Consider the following 16486-nt stretch of genomic DNA (forward strand, 5'->3'; position numbering starts at 1 on the left):
GGCACGGCGACCTCGTCATTCGTGAGCGATGACGGCGACGGGTGCGGTGGAGTGATGGAGGACCGCGTGAGCGATCGGGCCGATGTGCCTGCCGAGCGAGGACCGGCGGATGTGACGGCCGACAACCATCAGACCCGCTCCGGAACCTGCCTCCAGGAGTTGTACGGAGGCGCGTCCGAGCGTCGCCTGCGCGTCGAGGTCGACAGCCGGGTACATGTCCTGCCAGGGCCGCAGCATGTCGTCCAGGCCGGTTCGCTCGATCGCGGCGATCCGGGCGTTGGTCTCAGGGCCGTACGCGCCTCCGTACCCGGCCAGCGGGGGCAGCGTCCAGCTGTGCAGCGCACGGAGTGTGCAGCCCCGCCGCGACGCCTCGTCGAACGCGAAGGAGAGCAGGGCGTCGCACGGCCGAGCGGTGTCGACGCCGACGACCACGTCGCGGTCCCGGTGCCGCCCCTGGGTGTGCGGCAGCGCGTCCTCGCTCGCGCGCACCAGGACGACGGGCTGCTCCACGGCGTGGATGACGGACATGCCGACGGAACCGAGGACGAAACCCCTGAACGTGCCCAGTCCTCGGGAGCCGAGCACCAGCATGCTCGCGCCCGCCGTGGCACGGGCCAGCGAGGCGGCTGGTTGTCCGTCGAACGATTCGGCGCTGACAGCCAGCCGCGGGTGCGTGCCCAGCAGCTCGTCGGAGGCTTCACGAAGGAAGGTCCGAGCCGCTCGGCGGCGTTCTTCGGAACCGGCCGACGGACCGACGTGGGGCGAAGACCACATTTCGGCATGGACGAGATGGAGGGGCGCACCTCGAAGGAGCGCTTCCCGCGCACCCCAATGAGCTGCCGCGACACTCTCCGCGGATCCGTCGAGGCCGACGACGATTCGCCGGTTCATGATGGTCCTCCTGGGGCAGGGCTGCTTCGGTCGGTGAGGAACTCGTGTACGCGTCGGCGGACCGGGGCCCTCACGGCGGTTGCCGGGTGTCCACGCCCGTGTCGTCGGACAGGTCGTCCTGCTCGTGTCCGAGCCGGTCGACCACGTCCACGACTCCGTCGACGCTCCGGCACAGGCGCAGGACGACGGGGACGAGGCTGCGCCGGATCACGGTGCCACTGAGGGTCACGACACCGTCGGTGACCTCGACGGTCAGCGACGAGGGACTGAGCCGCAGCGTGTGCGTCAGGACGTCTTCGAGGATCTCCTCCTGTATGGCCCGGTCCCTGCGCAGGAAGAGCTGCAGAAGGTCGCTGCGGCTCAGGACCCCGATCAGCCGGCCTTCGCCGTCGATGACAGGGAGCCTCTTGACCTTGTGCTTGTCCATGACGCGTGCGGCGCGGACGGCGCTCCACCCGGGAGCCGCGGTGATCGCCGGGTGACTCATGAGATCGGCGGCGGTGTTCCCGGTGTCGTGCCGGCGGAGCAGGTCGGCCTCGGAGACGACGCCCACAGGGCACCCGTTCTCGTCCAGGACGGGCACGGCGGTGATGCCGAACTCGTCGAGGATCCGGGCGATCTCCTTGAACGCGGTGCCGCGCTGGACGCTGATGGCCGTCGGCGTCATGAGATCGCAGACGTTGCGATGCCTCATCGTCGCCCTCCCGTTCACGCGGGAACTTCGGACCCGAACCGGGCCGAGACGTCCACGACTCCCGGCACCGTGCGCGCGACACGTACCAGCACGTCACCGAGTGACGGGTCGGGAACGGTGCCGCTCAGACCGACGATGCCATCGGACACACGGACGTGCACGGTCGCGGAGCCCGCGGGGATCAGCCGGGTCGTGATCAGCTCCCGCAACTCCTGCGCGATGTCCTCGTCCGGACGGAGGTGGATCTTGAGCAGATCACCCCGGCTGACCACGCCCACGAGACGTCCGTCCTCCTCGACGACCGGCAGCCGCTTGAGGTGGCCTCGGGCCATCAGCCGGGCCGCCGCCGCAATGCCCGCGCCCCGGGGCACCGTCACGGCAGGGACGGTCATCAGCCGACCGGCGGTGACGGCACGGGACTCGTCCGCGCCCTGTGCCTTGAGCAGAAGGTCCGCTTCGGAGACCACGCCGACGACCCGTCCCTCGTCGGACACGACGGGCAGCGCGCTGATCCGCCACTTCCGCATTGCTTCCACGATGTCCTTGAACGGCGCTCCGCGGCCGACCGTGACGACGGCGTGCGTCATCACGTCGTCGACGGTACGCAGATGTTTCATCGTTCCTCCAGGAATGCGAAGCCCTGTACCTCCGAGCGTCGGCATCGCCGGCGCCCTCCGGTAGGACCACCCGGGGTCCGCCGGGGACTGCTCGGCCCTGCTGCCCCGGCGCGGACGCTCAGAGGCCGTCGGCGTCATGAGCGCGATCGTGATCCGGGTGTCCGGGTCCCCCGGGAGCCGGCGGCAGCGAGCCCCGAGGGCGGCGTCCGGTCCCGTCCTGGCCTCAGTCGAGTTCCATGCGTACGTCCACCACGCCCTCGACCGCGCGCACGGCCCGGACCAGAAGGGGTACCAGTGCACGGTCCCGCAGCGGCCCTCGAACGGTGACGACACCGTCCAGGACGGTGAGGTCCACCCGGTCGGGAGGGGACAGCCCGGCGATCACGGTGGACCGGATCTCCTCGTCGATCTCCTCGTCCGGGCGCAGGAACACCTTCAGGAGGTCGCTGCGGCTCACGACGCCTTCCAGCATGCCGAGATCGTTCACGACGGGTAGTCGTTTCACATGCTTGCGCGCCATGATGCGAGCGGCCTCGGCGAGCGTGGCGCCGGGGTGGACGGTGACGGCCGGAGCCGACATCAGATCCCCGGCCAGTACGGCGTCGGCTTTGGACGCGCCCTCCAGTTGGCCGGGCGGCTTCGGTTCGTCCTGCCGGAACTCCTCCTTCGGCAGCAGGTCCGCCTCGGAGACGACGCCGACGACTCGGCCCTCGCCTTCGAGGACCGGCACCGCGCTGACCCGCCATTGCTGCAGCAGCTCGACGATCTCCTTGTACGAGGCCTCGCGGCCGATGGCCACGGCCGTGTGGGTCATGACGTCGCTGACGGTGTACGGGGAGGCGGCCATGGGTTGCTCCTCCGGTGTGACTGACGGGCGACGGCGCGACGGCGTGCTCACCACCCGGACCGGCCGGTGCCACGAGGGGCGTAGAGATCGAGCAGACGGATCCGGGTGGCCTGCAGGCGGTCGGCGAGGACCTGCCCGACCCAGTGGCCGACGGCCGAACCGAAGGCGGGATCCGCGTCCATCGCCATGAGTACGGTCTCCGCGTCGAACTCATGGGTACGGACGGGTGTCATCGCCTCCGCCCCGAGGTGCCAGATGTAGGGCTTGAACAGCCAGGACCAGCCGACCAGTTCGCCCGGTCCGAGACTTTCGATGACCACCGGGGCGCTGCCGGGTACGCGGATGTCCAGTGTGACGGTGCCCGAGCGCAGGATCCAGAAGCGGTCCGCGTGGTCCCCCTCGTCGAAGAGGCGGGCGCTTTGGGCGAAATTGACCTCCCGCCCGATCCCCATCAGACGGGCACGGTACCGGGCGGGCAGGGCCGAGGTGATACGAGTGGCAGAACCGCTCATCGGTGGCCTCCTTCGTGGTCTCCGCTCTCAGCATCGCAGGGCGGCCGGTCACGGGCATGGGCCGTCCGGCCCCTGCCGCCGGCCCGCCCGGTCCCTCCACCGCCGTCTTGAGCACGTCGCGCGATGCTGTCCGGCCTGACCATGAAAGGGGTCGAACGTTCCCCGTCCGGGCCGAATCGGCCCTCACCGTCGGCCTGCTCCGGTGCGACCGTGGGAACAGGCGCTCGTTCCGTCAGACGAACGGAAGGTGGTGGGGATGATGAAGCTGCCCCTGGTCTCGGGTGTGGACGGATCGGAGAGCAGTCTGCGGGCGGTCGACTGGGCCGCCGACGAGGCAGCCGTCCGAGGGCTGCCGCTGCGGCTGGTGTACGCGTCCGGGTGGGAGCAGTACGAGGGCGCCGCACTCGCACTCACCCTGGGCCGCCCTTCGGAGCAGGCACTCGCCGGCCGCATCCTCGAATACGCCGCTGAGCGGGCCCGCCGTCGTCGTCCGGATCTCGATGTCGCGGCCCAGGTGACGCCCGAGGACGCGGTGATCGCGCTGTTGCGGGAGGGGCGCCATGCCGAGGCGCTGATCACGGGGGAGCGAGGCCGTGGCGCGCTGACCGGACTCCTGCTCGGCTCCGTCAGCCTGGCCGTGGCCGCGCGGGCCCCGTGTCCCGTCATCGTCGTGCGCGGTGACAGGGCCGGAATCGAAGGCGGGCACGGGCGGATCCTCCTGGGCGTCGGGGATCCGGAGCATGGATCGGCGGCGATCCGGTTCGCCTTTCGCGAGGCCGGGGCGAGGGGCTGCGAACTGGATGCCGTACACGCCTGGCGGTGTCCCGGGCACGACCATGCCGACCCCCGGCGTACTGCCAGTGAGCACCTGTACCACAAGGAACGTGCGGCGACCCTGATCGACGAGGCGGTGGCGCAGACCGTACGCGAAGACCCGACCGTTCGGCTGCACCCGGCGGCGGTCGAGGGAACGGCCGCAAAGGTACTGGTGCACCGCTCGGCCGCCGCAGACCTGGTGGTCGTCGGAGCGCGCCGCCGCCGGAGCCACCTCGGACCCCAGCTCGGGCGCGTCGCCCATGCGCTGCTCCACCATGCCGACTGCCCGGTGGCCGTCGTACCTCTCGCCGTCTGATCGTGCGCTCCCGCCTCACTTCCCGAGCTGCGACGCGTGGTCGGGGACGTACGTCTGAAGGTCTCTCGGCGGTCGCTGGTACCCGGTGGACGGAGGCCGCGGGGGCAGTTCGATCACCGGCGGGTCGACCGTCTCGTACGGCACGGTCGACAGGAGGTGGGAGATCATGTTCAGCCTGGCCCTGCGCTTGTCGTCGCTCTCGACGACGTACCACGGGGCCTCCGAGATGTCGGTGTGGACGAACATCTCGTCCTTCGCGCGCGAGTAGGACTCCCAGCGGGTGATCGATTCCAGATCCATCGGCGAGAGCTTCCACCGGCGGGTGGGATCCTGCAGCCTGCGCCGGAACCGTTCCTCCTGTACCGCGTCACTGACCGAGAACCAGTACTTGCGCAACAGGATGCCGTCCTCCACCAGCATCCGCTCGAAGACCGGGCACTGCCTGAGGAACCGCTGGTGCTCCTCCATGGTGCAGAAGCCCATGACGCGCTCGACGCCGGCGCGGTTGTACCAGCTCCGGTCGAGCAGGACCACTTCCCCCGGGGCCGGAAGGTGCTCGACGTAACGCTGGAAGTACCACTGGCCGCGCTCGCGCTCGGTGGGCCGCGGCAGCGCGACGATACGCGCCACCCGGGGGTTGAGATGCTCGGTCACGCGCTTGATCGTGCTGCCCTTGCCCGCCGCGTCACGTCCCTCGAACACCACGACGAGCCGTGCGCCTTCGGCGCGTACCCACTCCTGGAGCTTCACCAGCTCCGTCTGGAGCCGGTACAGCTCACGCTCGTACACCGGGCGCGGCAGCTTTCCGGGTGTGCCCGGCTTCTTCTCGTCCGACATGGGGCGACGTTACGGAGGAGACCATGCCCGAAGTCAAGTGTCAGCGCCGAACGGGCGCCGCCGCGCAGATCCGGCACGACGCGTTCCGGAGCCCTGGCGGGCCGGCACCGGGACGTCCTGTCCCGCCTGCGAGGAGAGCACGATGCCCTGGGGCCGGGTGGGCCGTCCCCGGGACCCGCTCGGCCCCGAAGACGATCCCGGTCGGCTCAACCGTGGACGTCCGGTTCCTGATCGGCTCGATACATGACCCCTTCTGTCCCAGAGAGGCGAGTCACATGCATCACCGGACCGTTGCAGAGCTCATGACCCGGGACGTCGTGCGGGCGCGACGTGACCTGCCGTTCAAGGAGATCGTCGAACTGCTGGCGGAGAACGATGTCACCGCGGTGCCCGTGGTGGACGAGCTGGACCGGCCCATGGGTGTCGTGTCCGAGGCCGACCTGCTGCGCAAGTCCGCCGACCTGGCCGATCCGACCGGCCGGACCCCGGTCCCGCATCTGGAGGCGTGGGAGCGGGCCAAGGCGGAGGGGGCCAGGGCCGAGGAGCTGATGTCGGCTCCCGCGGTGTGCGCACGTCCGGAGTGGACCGTGGTCGAGGCCGCCCGCCTCATGGAGGTGCAGAATGTGAAACGCCTGCCCGTCGTGGACGAGACGGACAGGCTGCTGGGCATCGTCAGCCGCAGAGACCTGCTACGGGTCTTCCTGCGCCGCGACGATGCCATCCGTGAGGAAATCGACCGGGACGTGTTGCAGCAGACGATGGGCCTCGCTGCCTCGGCGGTGACGGCCGAGGTCCGGCAGGGGGAGGTGGCCTTGAGAGGTTCCGTCGAGTTCAAGAGCCTGATCCCCGTCGTCGAACGTTTGTGCAGGAGTGTCGACGGTGTGGTGTCCGTGACCGGGCACCTGGCCTACCGGACCGACGACGTACCGGGTCCGCCCGCCGGCCCGTGAGCCACCGCGCCGCTGTTGTCCGATGCTGTCCGACCACAGGGCCGGACGTGCTCCCGGTATGCCTTTCGTATCTGCGCCTCGCGGGGACCGTCGGGCGTGACGCCCCGGTCCGGCCCGCGGGAGCGGCCCCGGGGGCCCTGAACGTCACCCGCTTTGCCGCGCCCTACTGCCCTGCGGCTAGTTTGTGTGCAGTACGGATACGCAGGCCCGTGGTGTCGGAGTCGCACGGGGGACGGGAGGTCGGGAAGAGTGTCGCTGCGCGGAGGTGACCCAGCCGAGATCGGCGGTTATCCGCTTGAGGCGCGCCTCGGCTCGGGTGGCATGGGCACGGTCTTTCTGGCCCGTACGAGCTCGGGGCGGCCTGTCGCGATCAAGCTGATCCACCAGCAGTTCGCGGCGGACGACGAGTTCCGCATCCGTTTCCGGCAGGAGGTGGCGGCGGCGAGGCGGGTGAGCGGCGCGTTCACCGCCGCCGTGGTCGATGCCGCCCCCGAGGCCGAGCAGCCGTGGATGGCGACGACCTACATCGAAGGACCCACGCTCGCCCAGCGCATCGCGGAGAAGGGCCGGCTGGACGGAGCGGAGCTGCGGAGGCTCGGCATCGGGCTGGCGGAGGCGCTGCGCGACATCCACCGGGTGGGGGTGGTCCACCGTGACCTGAAGCCTTCGAACGTCGTGCTCTCCCAGGAGGGCCCGCGCGTCATCGACTTCGGTATTTCGCGCGCCGCGGACCAGCAGACGCTGACGATGACGGGGCGGGTCATCGGTACGCCGCCCTTCATGTCGCCGGAGCAGTTGCAGGCGCCGCGTGATGTGGGGCCGCGGTCCGACGTCTTCTCGCTGGGGACGCTGCTGGTGTACGCGGCGACGGGCCGCGGGCCCTTCGACGCGGACAGCCCGTACATGACGGCGTACCAGGTGGTGCACGAGGAACCTTCACTGGACGCCGTACCGGTGGCCCTGCGCACGGTCGTCGAGTCGTGTCTGGCCAAGGAGCCCGAGGGGCGCCCCTCGGCGGACGAACTCCTGGTGCTGCTGCGGGACCTGCCGGCCGACCTCGGCGGGAGCGACGCGCAAGGGAGCGGCGTGGGCCGCACCCGCGACATGATCACCCAGCATCACCTCGCGACGCCGGCCACCCCGGGACCGGCCACCGCCCCGGCCGGTCCCGACACGGGCAGCGCCGGCACCATCGGCCGCCGCCTCCGTCGCCGATGGCGCCCCGTGCTCGCGGCCGCGGTCGCGGTGACGGCGATCGGCGGGGGAGTCGCCGCGTTGCAGGCGGGCGCCTTCGGGGGGAATGGTGACGGCGACCCGGGCGACACGGTCGCGGCGCCGGTCGCCTCGCTTCCGGCCGGCTTCGAGCCGTGGCGCACGACTGTGCCGGGCGGCAGCGAGCGCACCCCCGACGAACTGCGTTGCGTCGCGCGCGGCGACGCGGTCTTCTGCGGGGGCGGAGGCGTGGTCGCGACCCGGATCAGGACCTCGGACGGCTCGCGGGTGTGGACGGCGAAGAGTCCGGGCATCCCCGTCCAGGGCATGCACCTGGTGGGCGCCACCGACGACACGGTGCTCGGTTACCGCTTCGCCGCCCAGAACGCCACGCAAGGCCCTCGCGACGAGGTGGTGGCCATCGACGCGGACACCGGCCGGGAGCTGTGGTCCGTGCCGTCCGGTGCCCAGTCGCAGGCCGTCACGGGCCGGACCCAGGACGCCCTCGTGGTCGGTTCCGCAGTCGTGACGGTCGACGCCTCCAACTCCCGCTTCGAGGCCCGCGACGCGCACAGCGGTACGGTCACCTGGCAGGTGCCGTTCCCCGCGGGCACACAGTGCGCTCCCGTCCCGGTGGGCCCGCGGCTCCTCGCGATGTGCGCGACGGACGCGGAGGTGGACGGGTCGGAGGTGCGCCACTCCACCCTGTACCCGGTCGACCGTGCCTCGGGGACGCTCGGCAGGCCCATCGCGGTCGACGGTCCCGTCGTGCCGATGGGTGTCGCCGACGGCAGGCTCGTGCTCCTTCAGGAGCACAGGGAAGGATGGGAACTGGCCGGCTACGACAGGGTGGCGCGGGTCGACCCGGCCTCGCGGAAGGTCACCTACTCCCGGCTGGCCGAGACGTACGAGGGGACGCCCGGCATGGCGGACGGCACCCTCTACGTGAGCGGCCAGACCGGTCTCATCACGGCGATCGACCCCGCGACCGGCCGGAAGAAATGGTCCCGGCAGACGGGCGTCGAGGGCGCGTCGGGTCCCGCGTCGGGCGACGGCGCGCTGTATTTCAGCTCGGCCACCGGCCGGGTGGTCGCGCTGTCACCGTCCGACGGCAAGCCGCTGTGGACAACCGATCCGCAGGCCGATGGTCTGACGGGTGAGGTGGGCGCGAGCCCGCGCGTGACCGTCGCGGGGCGTGCGGTGGTCGTGGCCGCGGCGAAGAACACCCTCTTCGCCTTCGACACGCAGAAGCCGCCGAAGTCGGGCTGACCCCGGCGGGGTCGCGAGGGAGGGCCCGTTCCGTCGGAGCGGGCCCTCCCGGTCAGCAGGAGATCAGACGCGGTCGGCCGCGATGAGCAGGTACTGGAAGGACCCGTCCCGGTAGGAGTTGATGAACGCGTCCTCGATTCCCGTGACGAGCGAGGACGTGGCCCTCAGCTCCCAGTAGGGCAGGGTGTCGGGGGTGAGGTCGACGACGGCCTGTGGCACGAGACGATTGTCGGCCATGGCACGCAGGTACTCCCGGCGCGAGTGGATGTTGCACTCGAAGTGGGCGTTGATCTGCGAGACCCACTTCGAGGGCTGGCCGTACCGCGGGTTCCAGCAGCCGGTGATGGTCACGTAGCGGCCGCCGACCTCAAGGACGCGGGAATGCTCGGCGAAGAGGTCGTGCAGATCGACGTACATGCTCGACTCGTTGTTCCAGGAGGCTGCGGCCGACCCGGTCTCGAAGGGCATGGCGAGCATGTTGCAGACGCGGGCGCGGACGTGGTCCTGAAGGCGCAGTTCACGGGCACGGTTGTTGGCGAAGTCGGCTTGCTTGGCCGACAGCGTGACACCTTCGACCTTGCATCCGAAGCGCTGGTGGGCCATCACCATCGAGCCGCCGCGGCCACAGCCGGCGTCCACCAGGGTGTCGTCACGCCCGATGTCGCCGAGATGCCCCAGGAGGAACTCCGCCTGCGCCGACTCCAGTCGGTGGAGTTCGCCGATGAGTTTCTTCTCGCTCTCGCTGTCCTCGGGCTCGCCGAGTGCGGCGTGGTCGACTGCACCGATGCCGTAGTGGTGGTGGTAGAGGCCGTCGACATCGCCGAGACGCAGGTTCACGGGCCTGGCCTCTCCGTCCCAGTAGCGGGCGATGTCGCTCTGGTAGGGCGTCGCCGGGCGGGGGACGCGCAGGGCGGTGGGGGCGGCGGTGAGTTCGGTGTTGGTCATGAGTGTGTCCATTCTCTTACCAGAAGTCGGGAAGGCTGTAGCGATAGGTGTTGGACTGGTGCCAGTGGTGGTTGCCGTCGACCCACGCGGCCACGCCCCGTAGAAAGCGCTGCACGGGCGGGGCGGGGCAGGCGGCGGCCAGGACGGCGGCTTCGGTCTCGAAGTCGTGCATCAGGTCGTTGTGGACCTCGACCGACTTCAGATAGGCGTCCCGGTCGGAGAGGCCCTCACGTTCGGCGATCACGACGGGCAGGTTCAGGTGCCGGCCGGGAGCAGCGAGTTCCTTGGTGTACGAGTACAGGTCGTTCACGATGGTCGTCGCGTTGCCCGCGAGGGCGATGACCCTCTGCACGGCGGGTTGGGCGTGCAGGTCCGCCGGCAGTTCGTAGCCGCCGACGGTGTCGGTGATGGTCGGGCAGGGACGGAAGTTGTTGAACTGGCGCATCGCCAGGTACTCCCACACCTCCGGGACGTGGTCCAGCTGGGCCCAGGCCGCTTCGGCGAGGTACCCCATGTGAAGCCGGGCCATGTCGTGCCGGAGCCGGTCCGCCTGGGAGGGGCTCGCCGCTCGGACGAAGTACTCCATGGCGGAGCGGTAGGCACGCCGGGGCGCGTCCGCGTGGAGGGACTTCGCCCATTGCGGCTGGTACTCCTCCGTCGTGTGCAGGGGGTCGAGGGCGGTGTGCGCCAGCAGGAGGCGTTCGCCGAGGCCGATGGGCGAGCCCCCGTGGTCCTCGCAGTAGCAGTCGTCCACCGCGTTCTCGGCCACCATCAGGCGTGTGGCGACCATCAGGTGGTCGACGGTGGGCGCGTCCGGATGACAGCCGACCATGTAGCGGCCCACGGAGAATCCGTCGAACTGCTCCTCCCAGTCCTCGGGGTACAGGGCGACCTCGTCCAGTGCCCAGGATTTGATCCTTCGGCTGACCTCCTCGACCCGCACCGGGTCGGGCTCGGGCACCGGATGGTGATAGAGGCCCGGGACCGGCGTGCCTTCCGCCGTGGGTGCCGGCGGGGCCGCAGGCGTCGGGGGTTCCTCCCGCGGGATCAGGCGCAGGCCCGCCGTGCCCAGGCCGCTGGGGCCGCGCAGGATCCGGTCCAGGGCGGTCCCCGGTGCCGGTACTTCGGCTGCCGGGGTGCCGGGGGGAGTCGGGGCGGGCGCGGAAAGCGCGGGCGGGGAGGACAGGGCAGGTGTGGACGGCGGGCCGCCGGTGGCGGCCCTGACATCGCAGGCGCGGGCGGCGGCGAGTACGTGCGCCCCGAAGCGGGAAGCGGCCTCTGACAGGCTCGACTGTGGTGGTGGCAGCTCAGGCGTGGGCATCCATGGCTCCTCGGTGGGGTGGACGGCTGTACCGGAGCCCTTCGGGCATGCGTGACTTCCCCCGGGCGTCCGGGGTGTCGCACCAGGCCCTTCGGGCCGGGCCGCTACTTGGGCCAGCGGGCGATCTGCACGTTCTCCAGCACGCCGACCGCGTCCGGCACGAGGATCGCGGCGGAGTAGTAGGTACTGACGAGGTAGGACATGATGGCCTTCTCGTCGATGCCCATGAAGCGGACCGACAGACCCGGTTCGTACTCGTCCGGCAGGCCGGTCTGGTGCAGACCGACGACGCCCTGGTTGTCCTCGCCGGTACGCATGACAAGGATCGAGCTGGTCTTCTCCGGTGTGACGGGGATCTTGTTGCACGGAAGGATCGGGACCCCGCGCCAGGCCGGGACCTGCTGGCCGCCGAGGTCGACGTGGTCCGGGTAGAGGCCGCGCGCGTTGAACTCACGCCCGATCGCCGCGATCGTCCGGGGGTGCGCGAGGAAGAACTTGGATCCGCGGCGCCGGCAGAGCAGTTCGTCCAGGTCGTCCGGGGTCGGAGGGCCGGAGTGTGTGTGGATGCGCTGCTTGAAGTCGGCGTTGTGGAGCAGGCCGAACTCCCGGTTGTTGATGAGCTCGTGCTCCTGGCGCTCGCGCAACGCCTCGATGGTGAGCCTGAGTTGCTGCTCGGTCTGGTTCATCGGCCCGTTGTAGAGGTCGGCCACCCTCGTGTGGATCCGCAGAACGGTCTGGGCGACCGAGAGTTCGTACTCGCGGGGATCGAGTTCGTAGTCGACGAACGCGCCGGGCAGCTCGTGCTCGCCGGTGTGGCCGGCCGACATCGCGATCTCCGCTTCACCGCGATGGTTCTGCCGCCGGCGGGAGAGCGCTGAGAACTCTTCGATGTGGATCTGGAGGCTCGGCGCCGTGGACAGCACGGCAGCGAAGTCGGCGCGTGACAGTGTGAGCAGTGTGCCCGAGGTCTCGGCGGTGGCGGTCTGCTCCCACTGGGCGTCCTCGTCCAGGAGGACGTTCTCTCCGAACCGGTCGCCGTCGGCGAGTACGTCCAGAGCGACCTCGTCGCCGTAACTCCCCACGGAGGACTGCCTGATGCGGCCGTGGGCGATCAGGTGGAGCTTGTCCGCGGGCGTCCCGCGCTCGACCAGTGTCTCGCCGGACCGGAAGTCTCGCTGGACGCACCGATCGGCGATGGCCGTCAGTACCTCCACGTCGTCGAAGCCGCGCAGCAGCGCCAGTTCACCGAGCTCACGGGGGATCACCCTGACGGCGGAGCCGTCCTGGACGAAGTCCACGCTCCCGTCGCCGACGGTGTAGGCCAGACGACGGTTCACCCGGTATGCCCCACCCCGGGCCTCCACCCAGGGGAGCATCCGCAGCAGCCAGCGAGAGGTGATCTCCTGCATCTGCGGGGCGGACTTGGTCGTGGTGGCGAGGTTGCGGGCAGCCGCCGTGCCCAGGCTGGACTGTCGGGGCAGCTCCAGTCGTGCTTCCGGGCTCGAATCAGTGGTCATCGGGCGAGCTCTCCTTGATGAGGGCGTCGATGCGCGTATGAGGGCGCAACGGGGCAACAGGGGGCAACAGAGGGAAAAGGTTTATGCGAACGGGAATCCGTCCAGGTCCACAGGGACACTAATGGGCGCTTCGCTCCCCGGACCAAGGAAAGTTGCCGACATTAACTCGATACGATGATCGTGCCCGCGTGATGTTTGTCCGAGTATCAGCGAGATCCAGCCGCGTTCGGCGACGCGTCCCGGCGAGGGGCCGGTGCGACTTCAGCGGTGTGGGACCGATGAGTCCGGGGCGGCAGGAGTGCCGTGCGGCGGGGGTACCGGCGACAGGCTCGGGCTTCTCCCCGCGTGTTCACCTGGCGGACACCTGGAGTACTCCCGCAATCCACCCGTGATTCTCACGGCGTCCTCATGTGCGGTTGATTGCGTTCCTTCTCGCCGGCCGGTCCGGGACGTACGAGGAGGAGGAGACACAGGTGTCTCAAGCAGTAGGAGCAGACGAGGACGGGCAGCCGCTGCATGTGGCCAGCAGGCTGCACGCGTTCAACCGGTTCGAGTTGAAGTATCTGGTTCCGGTCGAACAGGCCGCGGAGATCCGGGACGAGCTGGGCGAGCGGATGGACCGCGATCTCAACAGCCCGGTGGGCGGATACGGCGTGTGGAGCCTGTACTACGACTCTCCTCAACTGCGGTTCTACTGGGAGAAGATCGAAGGTCTGAAGTTCCGCCGCAAGCTGCGGATCCGGCACTACGGGGATCTGGACGGGGTCACCGACGAGTCGCCGGTGTGCGTGGAGATCAAGCAGCGCGTCAACCGGGTCACGCAGAAGCGGCGGATCACCCTGCCGTACGGGGTGGCGCGACGGTTGTGCGACGGCCGCGAGATGGTCGACCACACGGCGAAGGAGAGCGCCTTCATCCAGGAGGTTCTCGAACTGGTCGTACGGCTGGATCTGCGGCCCACCGCGATCACCGGCTACCAGCGCGAGGCCCTGGTGGGCCGGGACGCCGACACCGGGCTGCGGGTCACCTTCGACCGGCGCATACGCGGCCGGGACCGGGACTTCCTCTTCGGCACCCCCACCCCGGAGAACCGGTTCACCATCCCGCCGCACATGTCGGTGATGGAGATCAAGGTGAACGAGCGCACCCCGCACTGGATCACCGACCTGGCCGCCCGGCGCAACCTCGGCCTGGTCCGGATCTCCAAGTACGTGCAGTCCATCGAGGCGTTCGGCCTTGCGCCGCGCTCGGTCTTCCACATCAACGAGGCGGACTTCCCGCCGCCCGCCCCCATCGAGCAGCAGCCGCACACGCTGCTGAAAGCAGGAGCACAGTGAACTTCGATCTGCAGGAACTCAGCGGGACGTTCAGCGTCACCGATGTCGTGGTGGCCATGGCGCTGTCGTTCATCCTGAGCACGGTGATCGGCTACACGTACCGGTACACCCACCGCAACGTGTCCTACAGCCAGTCCTACGTCCAGACCCTCGTGATCGTCGGCATGGTCGTCGCACTGATCATGCTGGTGGTCGGCTCCAACCTGGCACGGGCGTTCTCCCTGGTCGGCGCGTTGTCGGTGGTCCGGTTCCGGAACGCGGTCAAGGAGACGCGGGACGTCGGGTTCATCTTCCTCACCATGGCGATCGGCATGGCCTGCGGTGCCCGCTTCTACACGCTGGCCGTGGCCGGCGCCGTGGTGGTCTGTGTCGTCATCCTGGTCATGTTCAAGTTCAACTGGTTCGCCCTCAACGTGCAGCGGCAGGTCGTCAAGGTCCAGGTGCCGCCGGGCGAGGACTACGGCCCGGCGATCGCCGACGTGCTGATCAAGTACACCACCGAGTACGAGCTCGTGAGCACCGAGACGATCCGCGGGGGAGCGCTGACCGAGGTCTTCTACACCGTGCGGATGAAGAAGGGCACCGAGCCCGGCGATCTCGTCGCGGCACTCCAGGAGCGTACGTCCGGGCAGCGGGTGACGGTCCTGACCGGTTACGACACCACGGATCTGTGATGCCGGGCGACGAGCGGGACCCAGTGGTGGTTCCGGTGCGCAGGCGTCGCCTGAGGGACCGGCTGCCGGTGCGGCTGCGGCACCACTGGAAGCCGGCCGGGGCGTTGTGCGCGGGACTCGCGGTGGCGGTCCACTTCTTCGGCGATGCCCGTGTGTCGCCGTATGTGACCTCCTCCTCGCGGGTGGAGGCCGACACCATCACGCAGAACGTCGAGGGCACCGTCGACCTGTACGACGCGTCGGTGTCCCACTCGATCCAGCTCACCTACGAGCAGACCGACTTCGACAAGATGATGAAGGAGTTCGAGGACGAGGGCACGAAGGACTACCTCTCGGCCGACCTGACGATCGACGGCGTCCATCTGGAGGACGTCGGGATCCGTCTCAAGGGGAACTCCACCCTGTCGTCCCTGCGGGGCAACGGCATGGGCATGCCCGGTGGCGGCCGGAACATGCCCGGACGAGCCGGTGCCCAGCAGGGCGCCCCGCCCGCCGCCGATCAGGGCGCGGACGGGGGCCGGGACCGCGGCCGGAACACCGGCGGCGGTCCCGGCACCACCGGGCAGCAGCCCGGCGGGAACGGAGCGAAAGGAGCGGAAGGAGCGAAGGGAGCGAACGGCGGGGGCCCGGCCGGGATGGTGCAGTACGACCTGTCCGCGAAGAAGCCCGAGGAACTGCCCTGGCTGATCAAGATCGACGAGTACATCGAGGGGCGCGCCTACCAGGGTGAGCGGGAGATCTCGCTGCGCCCCGGCAGCGACGAGCAGCTGCCGTTGAACGAGGCGCTGGCACTGTCGCTGACGAAGTCCTCGGGGCAGCCCGCCGAGGCGTACAGCTTCACCTCGGTACAGGTCAACAACCGGCCCGCGGTGACCCGGCTGATGGTCGACAATCCGGACACCGACTACGCCGAGGCCGTCGGTGACGGCAACGGGGTGCTGTACAAGGCACGGGCCGGCGGGAGTTTCGACTACCGCGGCGACGACCCGTCCGACTACGAGACGTCCTTCCGGCAGCTCAACAAGGCCGGCAGCCAGGACCTGGAACCGGTCATGAAGCTGATCAAGTGGGTGGACGAAGCCTCCGACAAGGAGTTCGAGGAGGAGCTGCACCAGTACGTGGACGTCGACTCGCTCGCCACGTACATCGCCACGCAGAACCTTCTGCTGAACTCCGACGACATCTCCGGGCCCGGCAAGAACTACCTGCTCTGGTACGACCTGGACACCAGGAAGTTCTCCGTCCTGGGGTGGGACTACAACCTCAGTCTCTCCGGCGACACCGCTGCCGGCCCGGACGACAAGGTCAGCATGGGCGGCGGGCCGGGCGGACCGGAGGGCGGCCTGCCCGAGGGCATGCCCGAGATGCCCGAAGGCATGCCGGAGCTGCCGGAGGGGATGCCGGAGATGCCCGAAGGCATGCCGGGCGGCGGGAACGGTGAGGCGGGCCAGGGCAGGTCGATGGGCGGGCACGCCCTCAAGGACCGGTTCCTGGAATCCGACGCCTTCGACGCGATCTACAAGGCGGCGTACAAGAAGGTGTACGCGAAGACGTACGGGTCCGGCACGGCGAAGCAAGCCCTCGACACCATCGCGGAGCAGGCCCGCGAGGCGGCCGGCTCCTCGAAGGAACTGGACGCCGCCGTGAAGAAGCTGCGTACGACGGTGACCGAGCGCACCGCGGCGCTCGCGAAGAACAAGCAGGTCACCGGATGACCCCGGAGCCCGGGGC

Annotated in this window: 15 protein-coding genes; 6 read left to right on the forward strand and 9 right to left on the reverse strand. The window is 69.7% G+C overall.

Features of this window, described 5'->3' with window-relative positions; translation table 11 throughout:
* Positions 1-15: 15 nt before the first annotated feature.
* The 5 genes from ACFYY1_RS18920 to ACFYY1_RS18940 form a co-directional block, all read right to left on the reverse strand.
* On the reverse strand, positions 16-891 hold the full coding sequence (locus tag ACFYY1_RS18920; protein ID WP_388586585.1) for a universal stress protein: 876 nt from the start codon (positions 889-891) through the stop codon (positions 16-18).
* 70 nt (positions 892-961) lie between these two features.
* On the reverse strand, positions 962-1585 hold the full coding sequence (locus ACFYY1_RS18925; RefSeq protein ID WP_388586587.1) for a CBS domain-containing protein: 624 nt from the start codon (positions 1583-1585) through the stop codon (positions 962-964).
* Between the two features lie 14 nt (positions 1586-1599).
* Positions 1600-2202 carry a CBS domain-containing protein gene (locus tag ACFYY1_RS18930; protein ID WP_388586590.1) on the reverse strand — a complete coding sequence of 201 codons (603 nt, stop codon included), beginning with the start codon at positions 2200-2202 and terminating at the stop codon, positions 1600-1602.
* A gap of 223 nt (positions 2203-2425) precedes the next feature.
* The gene (locus tag ACFYY1_RS18935) at positions 2426-3049 is read right to left on the reverse strand and encodes a CBS domain-containing protein (protein WP_388586593.1); all 624 of its coding nucleotides are present in this window, start codon (positions 3047-3049) and stop codon (positions 2426-2428) included.
* Positions 3050-3096: 47 nt separating this feature from the next.
* Positions 3097-3561, reverse strand: coding sequence for a cyclic nucleotide-binding domain-containing protein (locus ACFYY1_RS18940; RefSeq protein ID WP_388586596.1), 465 nt, complete (start codon positions 3559-3561; stop codon positions 3097-3099).
* Positions 3562-3820: 259 nt separating this feature from the next.
* Here ACFYY1_RS18940 and ACFYY1_RS18945 point away from each other — a divergent pair, with 259 nt between their 5' ends.
* Positions 3821-4693, forward strand: a complete 873-nt coding sequence (locus ACFYY1_RS18945) for a universal stress protein (protein ID WP_388586903.1) — start codon at positions 3821-3823, stop codon at positions 4691-4693.
* A 15-nt stretch (positions 4694-4708) separates the two neighbouring features.
* On the opposite strand, the gene ppk2 is transcribed toward ACFYY1_RS18945, so the two are convergent.
* Complete coding sequence (ppk2, locus tag ACFYY1_RS18950) at positions 4709-5530, reverse strand: polyphosphate kinase 2 (RefSeq protein ID WP_388586599.1); 822 nt, start codon at positions 5528-5530, stop codon at positions 4709-4711.
* Positions 5531-5805: 275 nt separating this feature from the next.
* Here ppk2 and ACFYY1_RS18955 point away from each other — a divergent pair, with 275 nt between their 5' ends.
* Both ACFYY1_RS18955 and ACFYY1_RS18960 read left to right on the forward strand, forming a co-directional pair.
* Complete coding sequence (locus tag ACFYY1_RS18955; RefSeq protein WP_388586602.1) at positions 5806-6480, forward strand: CBS domain-containing protein; 675 nt, start codon at positions 5806-5808, stop codon at positions 6478-6480.
* A gap of 249 nt (positions 6481-6729) precedes the next feature.
* A complete protein-coding gene (locus ACFYY1_RS18960) occupies positions 6730-8961 on the forward strand; it encodes a serine/threonine-protein kinase (RefSeq protein WP_388586605.1) in 2232 nt (743 codons plus the stop codon).
* Positions 8962-9024: 63 nt separating this feature from the next.
* Here the strand turns inward: ACFYY1_RS18960 and ACFYY1_RS18965 are convergent, their stop codons facing one another.
* From ACFYY1_RS18965 to ACFYY1_RS18975, 3 genes are all read right to left on the reverse strand, one after another.
* Positions 9025-9906 carry a geranyl diphosphate 2-C-methyltransferase gene (locus ACFYY1_RS18965; protein WP_388586608.1) on the reverse strand — a complete coding sequence of 294 codons (882 nt, stop codon included), beginning with the start codon at positions 9904-9906 and terminating at the stop codon, positions 9025-9027.
* 16 nt (positions 9907-9922) lie between these two features.
* Positions 9923-11227, reverse strand: coding sequence for a family 2 encapsulin nanocompartment cargo protein terpene cyclase (locus tag ACFYY1_RS18970; RefSeq protein ID WP_388586611.1), 1305 nt, complete (start codon positions 11225-11227; stop codon positions 9923-9925).
* A 104-nt stretch (positions 11228-11331) separates the two neighbouring features.
* Positions 11332-12744 (reverse strand): family 2B encapsulin nanocompartment shell protein, encoded by a 1413-nt coding sequence (locus ACFYY1_RS18975; RefSeq protein ID WP_388586614.1) that lies wholly within the window; start codon positions 12742-12744, stop codon positions 11332-11334.
* Between the two features lie 473 nt (positions 12745-13217).
* Here ACFYY1_RS18975 and ACFYY1_RS18980 point away from each other — a divergent pair, with 473 nt between their 5' ends.
* The 3 genes from ACFYY1_RS18980 to ACFYY1_RS18990 are packed head-to-tail and all read left to right on the forward strand — an operon-like array spanning position 13218 to position 16470.
* Entirely contained in the window at positions 13218-14081 is an 864-nt protein-coding gene (locus ACFYY1_RS18980) for a polyphosphate polymerase domain-containing protein (RefSeq protein ID WP_388586617.1), read from the forward strand.
* A complete protein-coding gene (locus ACFYY1_RS18985; RefSeq protein WP_358951428.1) occupies positions 14078-14755 on the forward strand; it encodes a DUF4956 domain-containing protein in 678 nt (225 codons plus the stop codon). The genes ACFYY1_RS18980 and ACFYY1_RS18985 overlap by 4 nt, the downstream gene beginning before the upstream one ends.
* Complete coding sequence (locus ACFYY1_RS18990; RefSeq protein WP_388586620.1) at positions 14755-16470, forward strand: CotH kinase family protein; 1716 nt, start codon at positions 14755-14757, stop codon at positions 16468-16470. The genes ACFYY1_RS18985 and ACFYY1_RS18990 overlap by 1 nt, the downstream gene beginning before the upstream one ends.
* The last annotated feature ends 16 nt before the right edge of the window (positions 16471-16486 follow it).

The sequence above is a fragment of the Streptomyces sp. NPDC001890 genome (assembly GCF_042891445.1).
GTDB lineage: Bacteria > Actinomycetota > Actinomycetes > Streptomycetales > Streptomycetaceae > Streptomyces.

Bases quoted from the DNA above. Each gene is read 5' to 3' on its own strand.
- ACFYY1_RS18920 (WP_388586585.1), bottom strand. From the start codon at position 891: ATGAACCGGCGAATCGTCGTCGGCCTCGACGGATCCGCGGAGAGTGTC.
- ACFYY1_RS18925 (WP_388586587.1), bottom strand. From the start codon at position 1,585: ATGAGGCATCGCAACGTCTGCGATCTCATGACGCCGACGGCCATCAGC.
- ACFYY1_RS18930 (WP_388586590.1), bottom strand. From the start codon at position 2,202: ATGAAACATCTGCGTACCGTCGACGACGTGATGACGCACGCCGTCGTC.
- ACFYY1_RS18935 (WP_388586593.1), bottom strand. From the start codon at position 3,049: ATGGCCGCCTCCCCGTACACCGTCAGCGACGTCATGACCCACACGGCC.
- ACFYY1_RS18940 (WP_388586596.1), bottom strand. From the start codon at position 3,561: ATGAGCGGTTCTGCCACTCGTATCACCTCGGCCCTGCCCGCCCGGTAC.
- ACFYY1_RS18945 (WP_388586903.1), top strand. From the start codon at position 3,821: ATGAAGCTGCCCCTGGTCTCGGGTGTGGACGGATCGGAGAGCAGTCTG.
- ppk2 (WP_388586599.1), bottom strand. From the start codon at position 5,530: ATGTCGGACGAGAAGAAGCCGGGCACACCCGGAAAGCTGCCGCGCCCG.
- ACFYY1_RS18955 (WP_388586602.1), top strand. From the start codon at position 5,806: ATGCATCACCGGACCGTTGCAGAGCTCATGACCCGGGACGTCGTGCGG.
- ACFYY1_RS18965 (WP_388586608.1), bottom strand. From the start codon at position 9,906: ATGACCAACACCGAACTCACCGCCGCCCCCACCGCCCTGCGCGTCCCC.
- ACFYY1_RS18970 (WP_388586611.1), bottom strand. From the start codon at position 11,227: ATGCCCACGCCTGAGCTGCCACCACCACAGTCGAGCCTGTCAGAGGCC.
- ACFYY1_RS18975 (WP_388586614.1), bottom strand. From the start codon at position 12,744: ATGACCACTGATTCGAGCCCGGAAGCACGACTGGAGCTGCCCCGACAG.
- ACFYY1_RS18990 (WP_388586620.1), top strand. From the start codon at position 14,755: ATGCCGGGCGACGAGCGGGACCCAGTGGTGGTTCCGGTGCGCAGGCGT.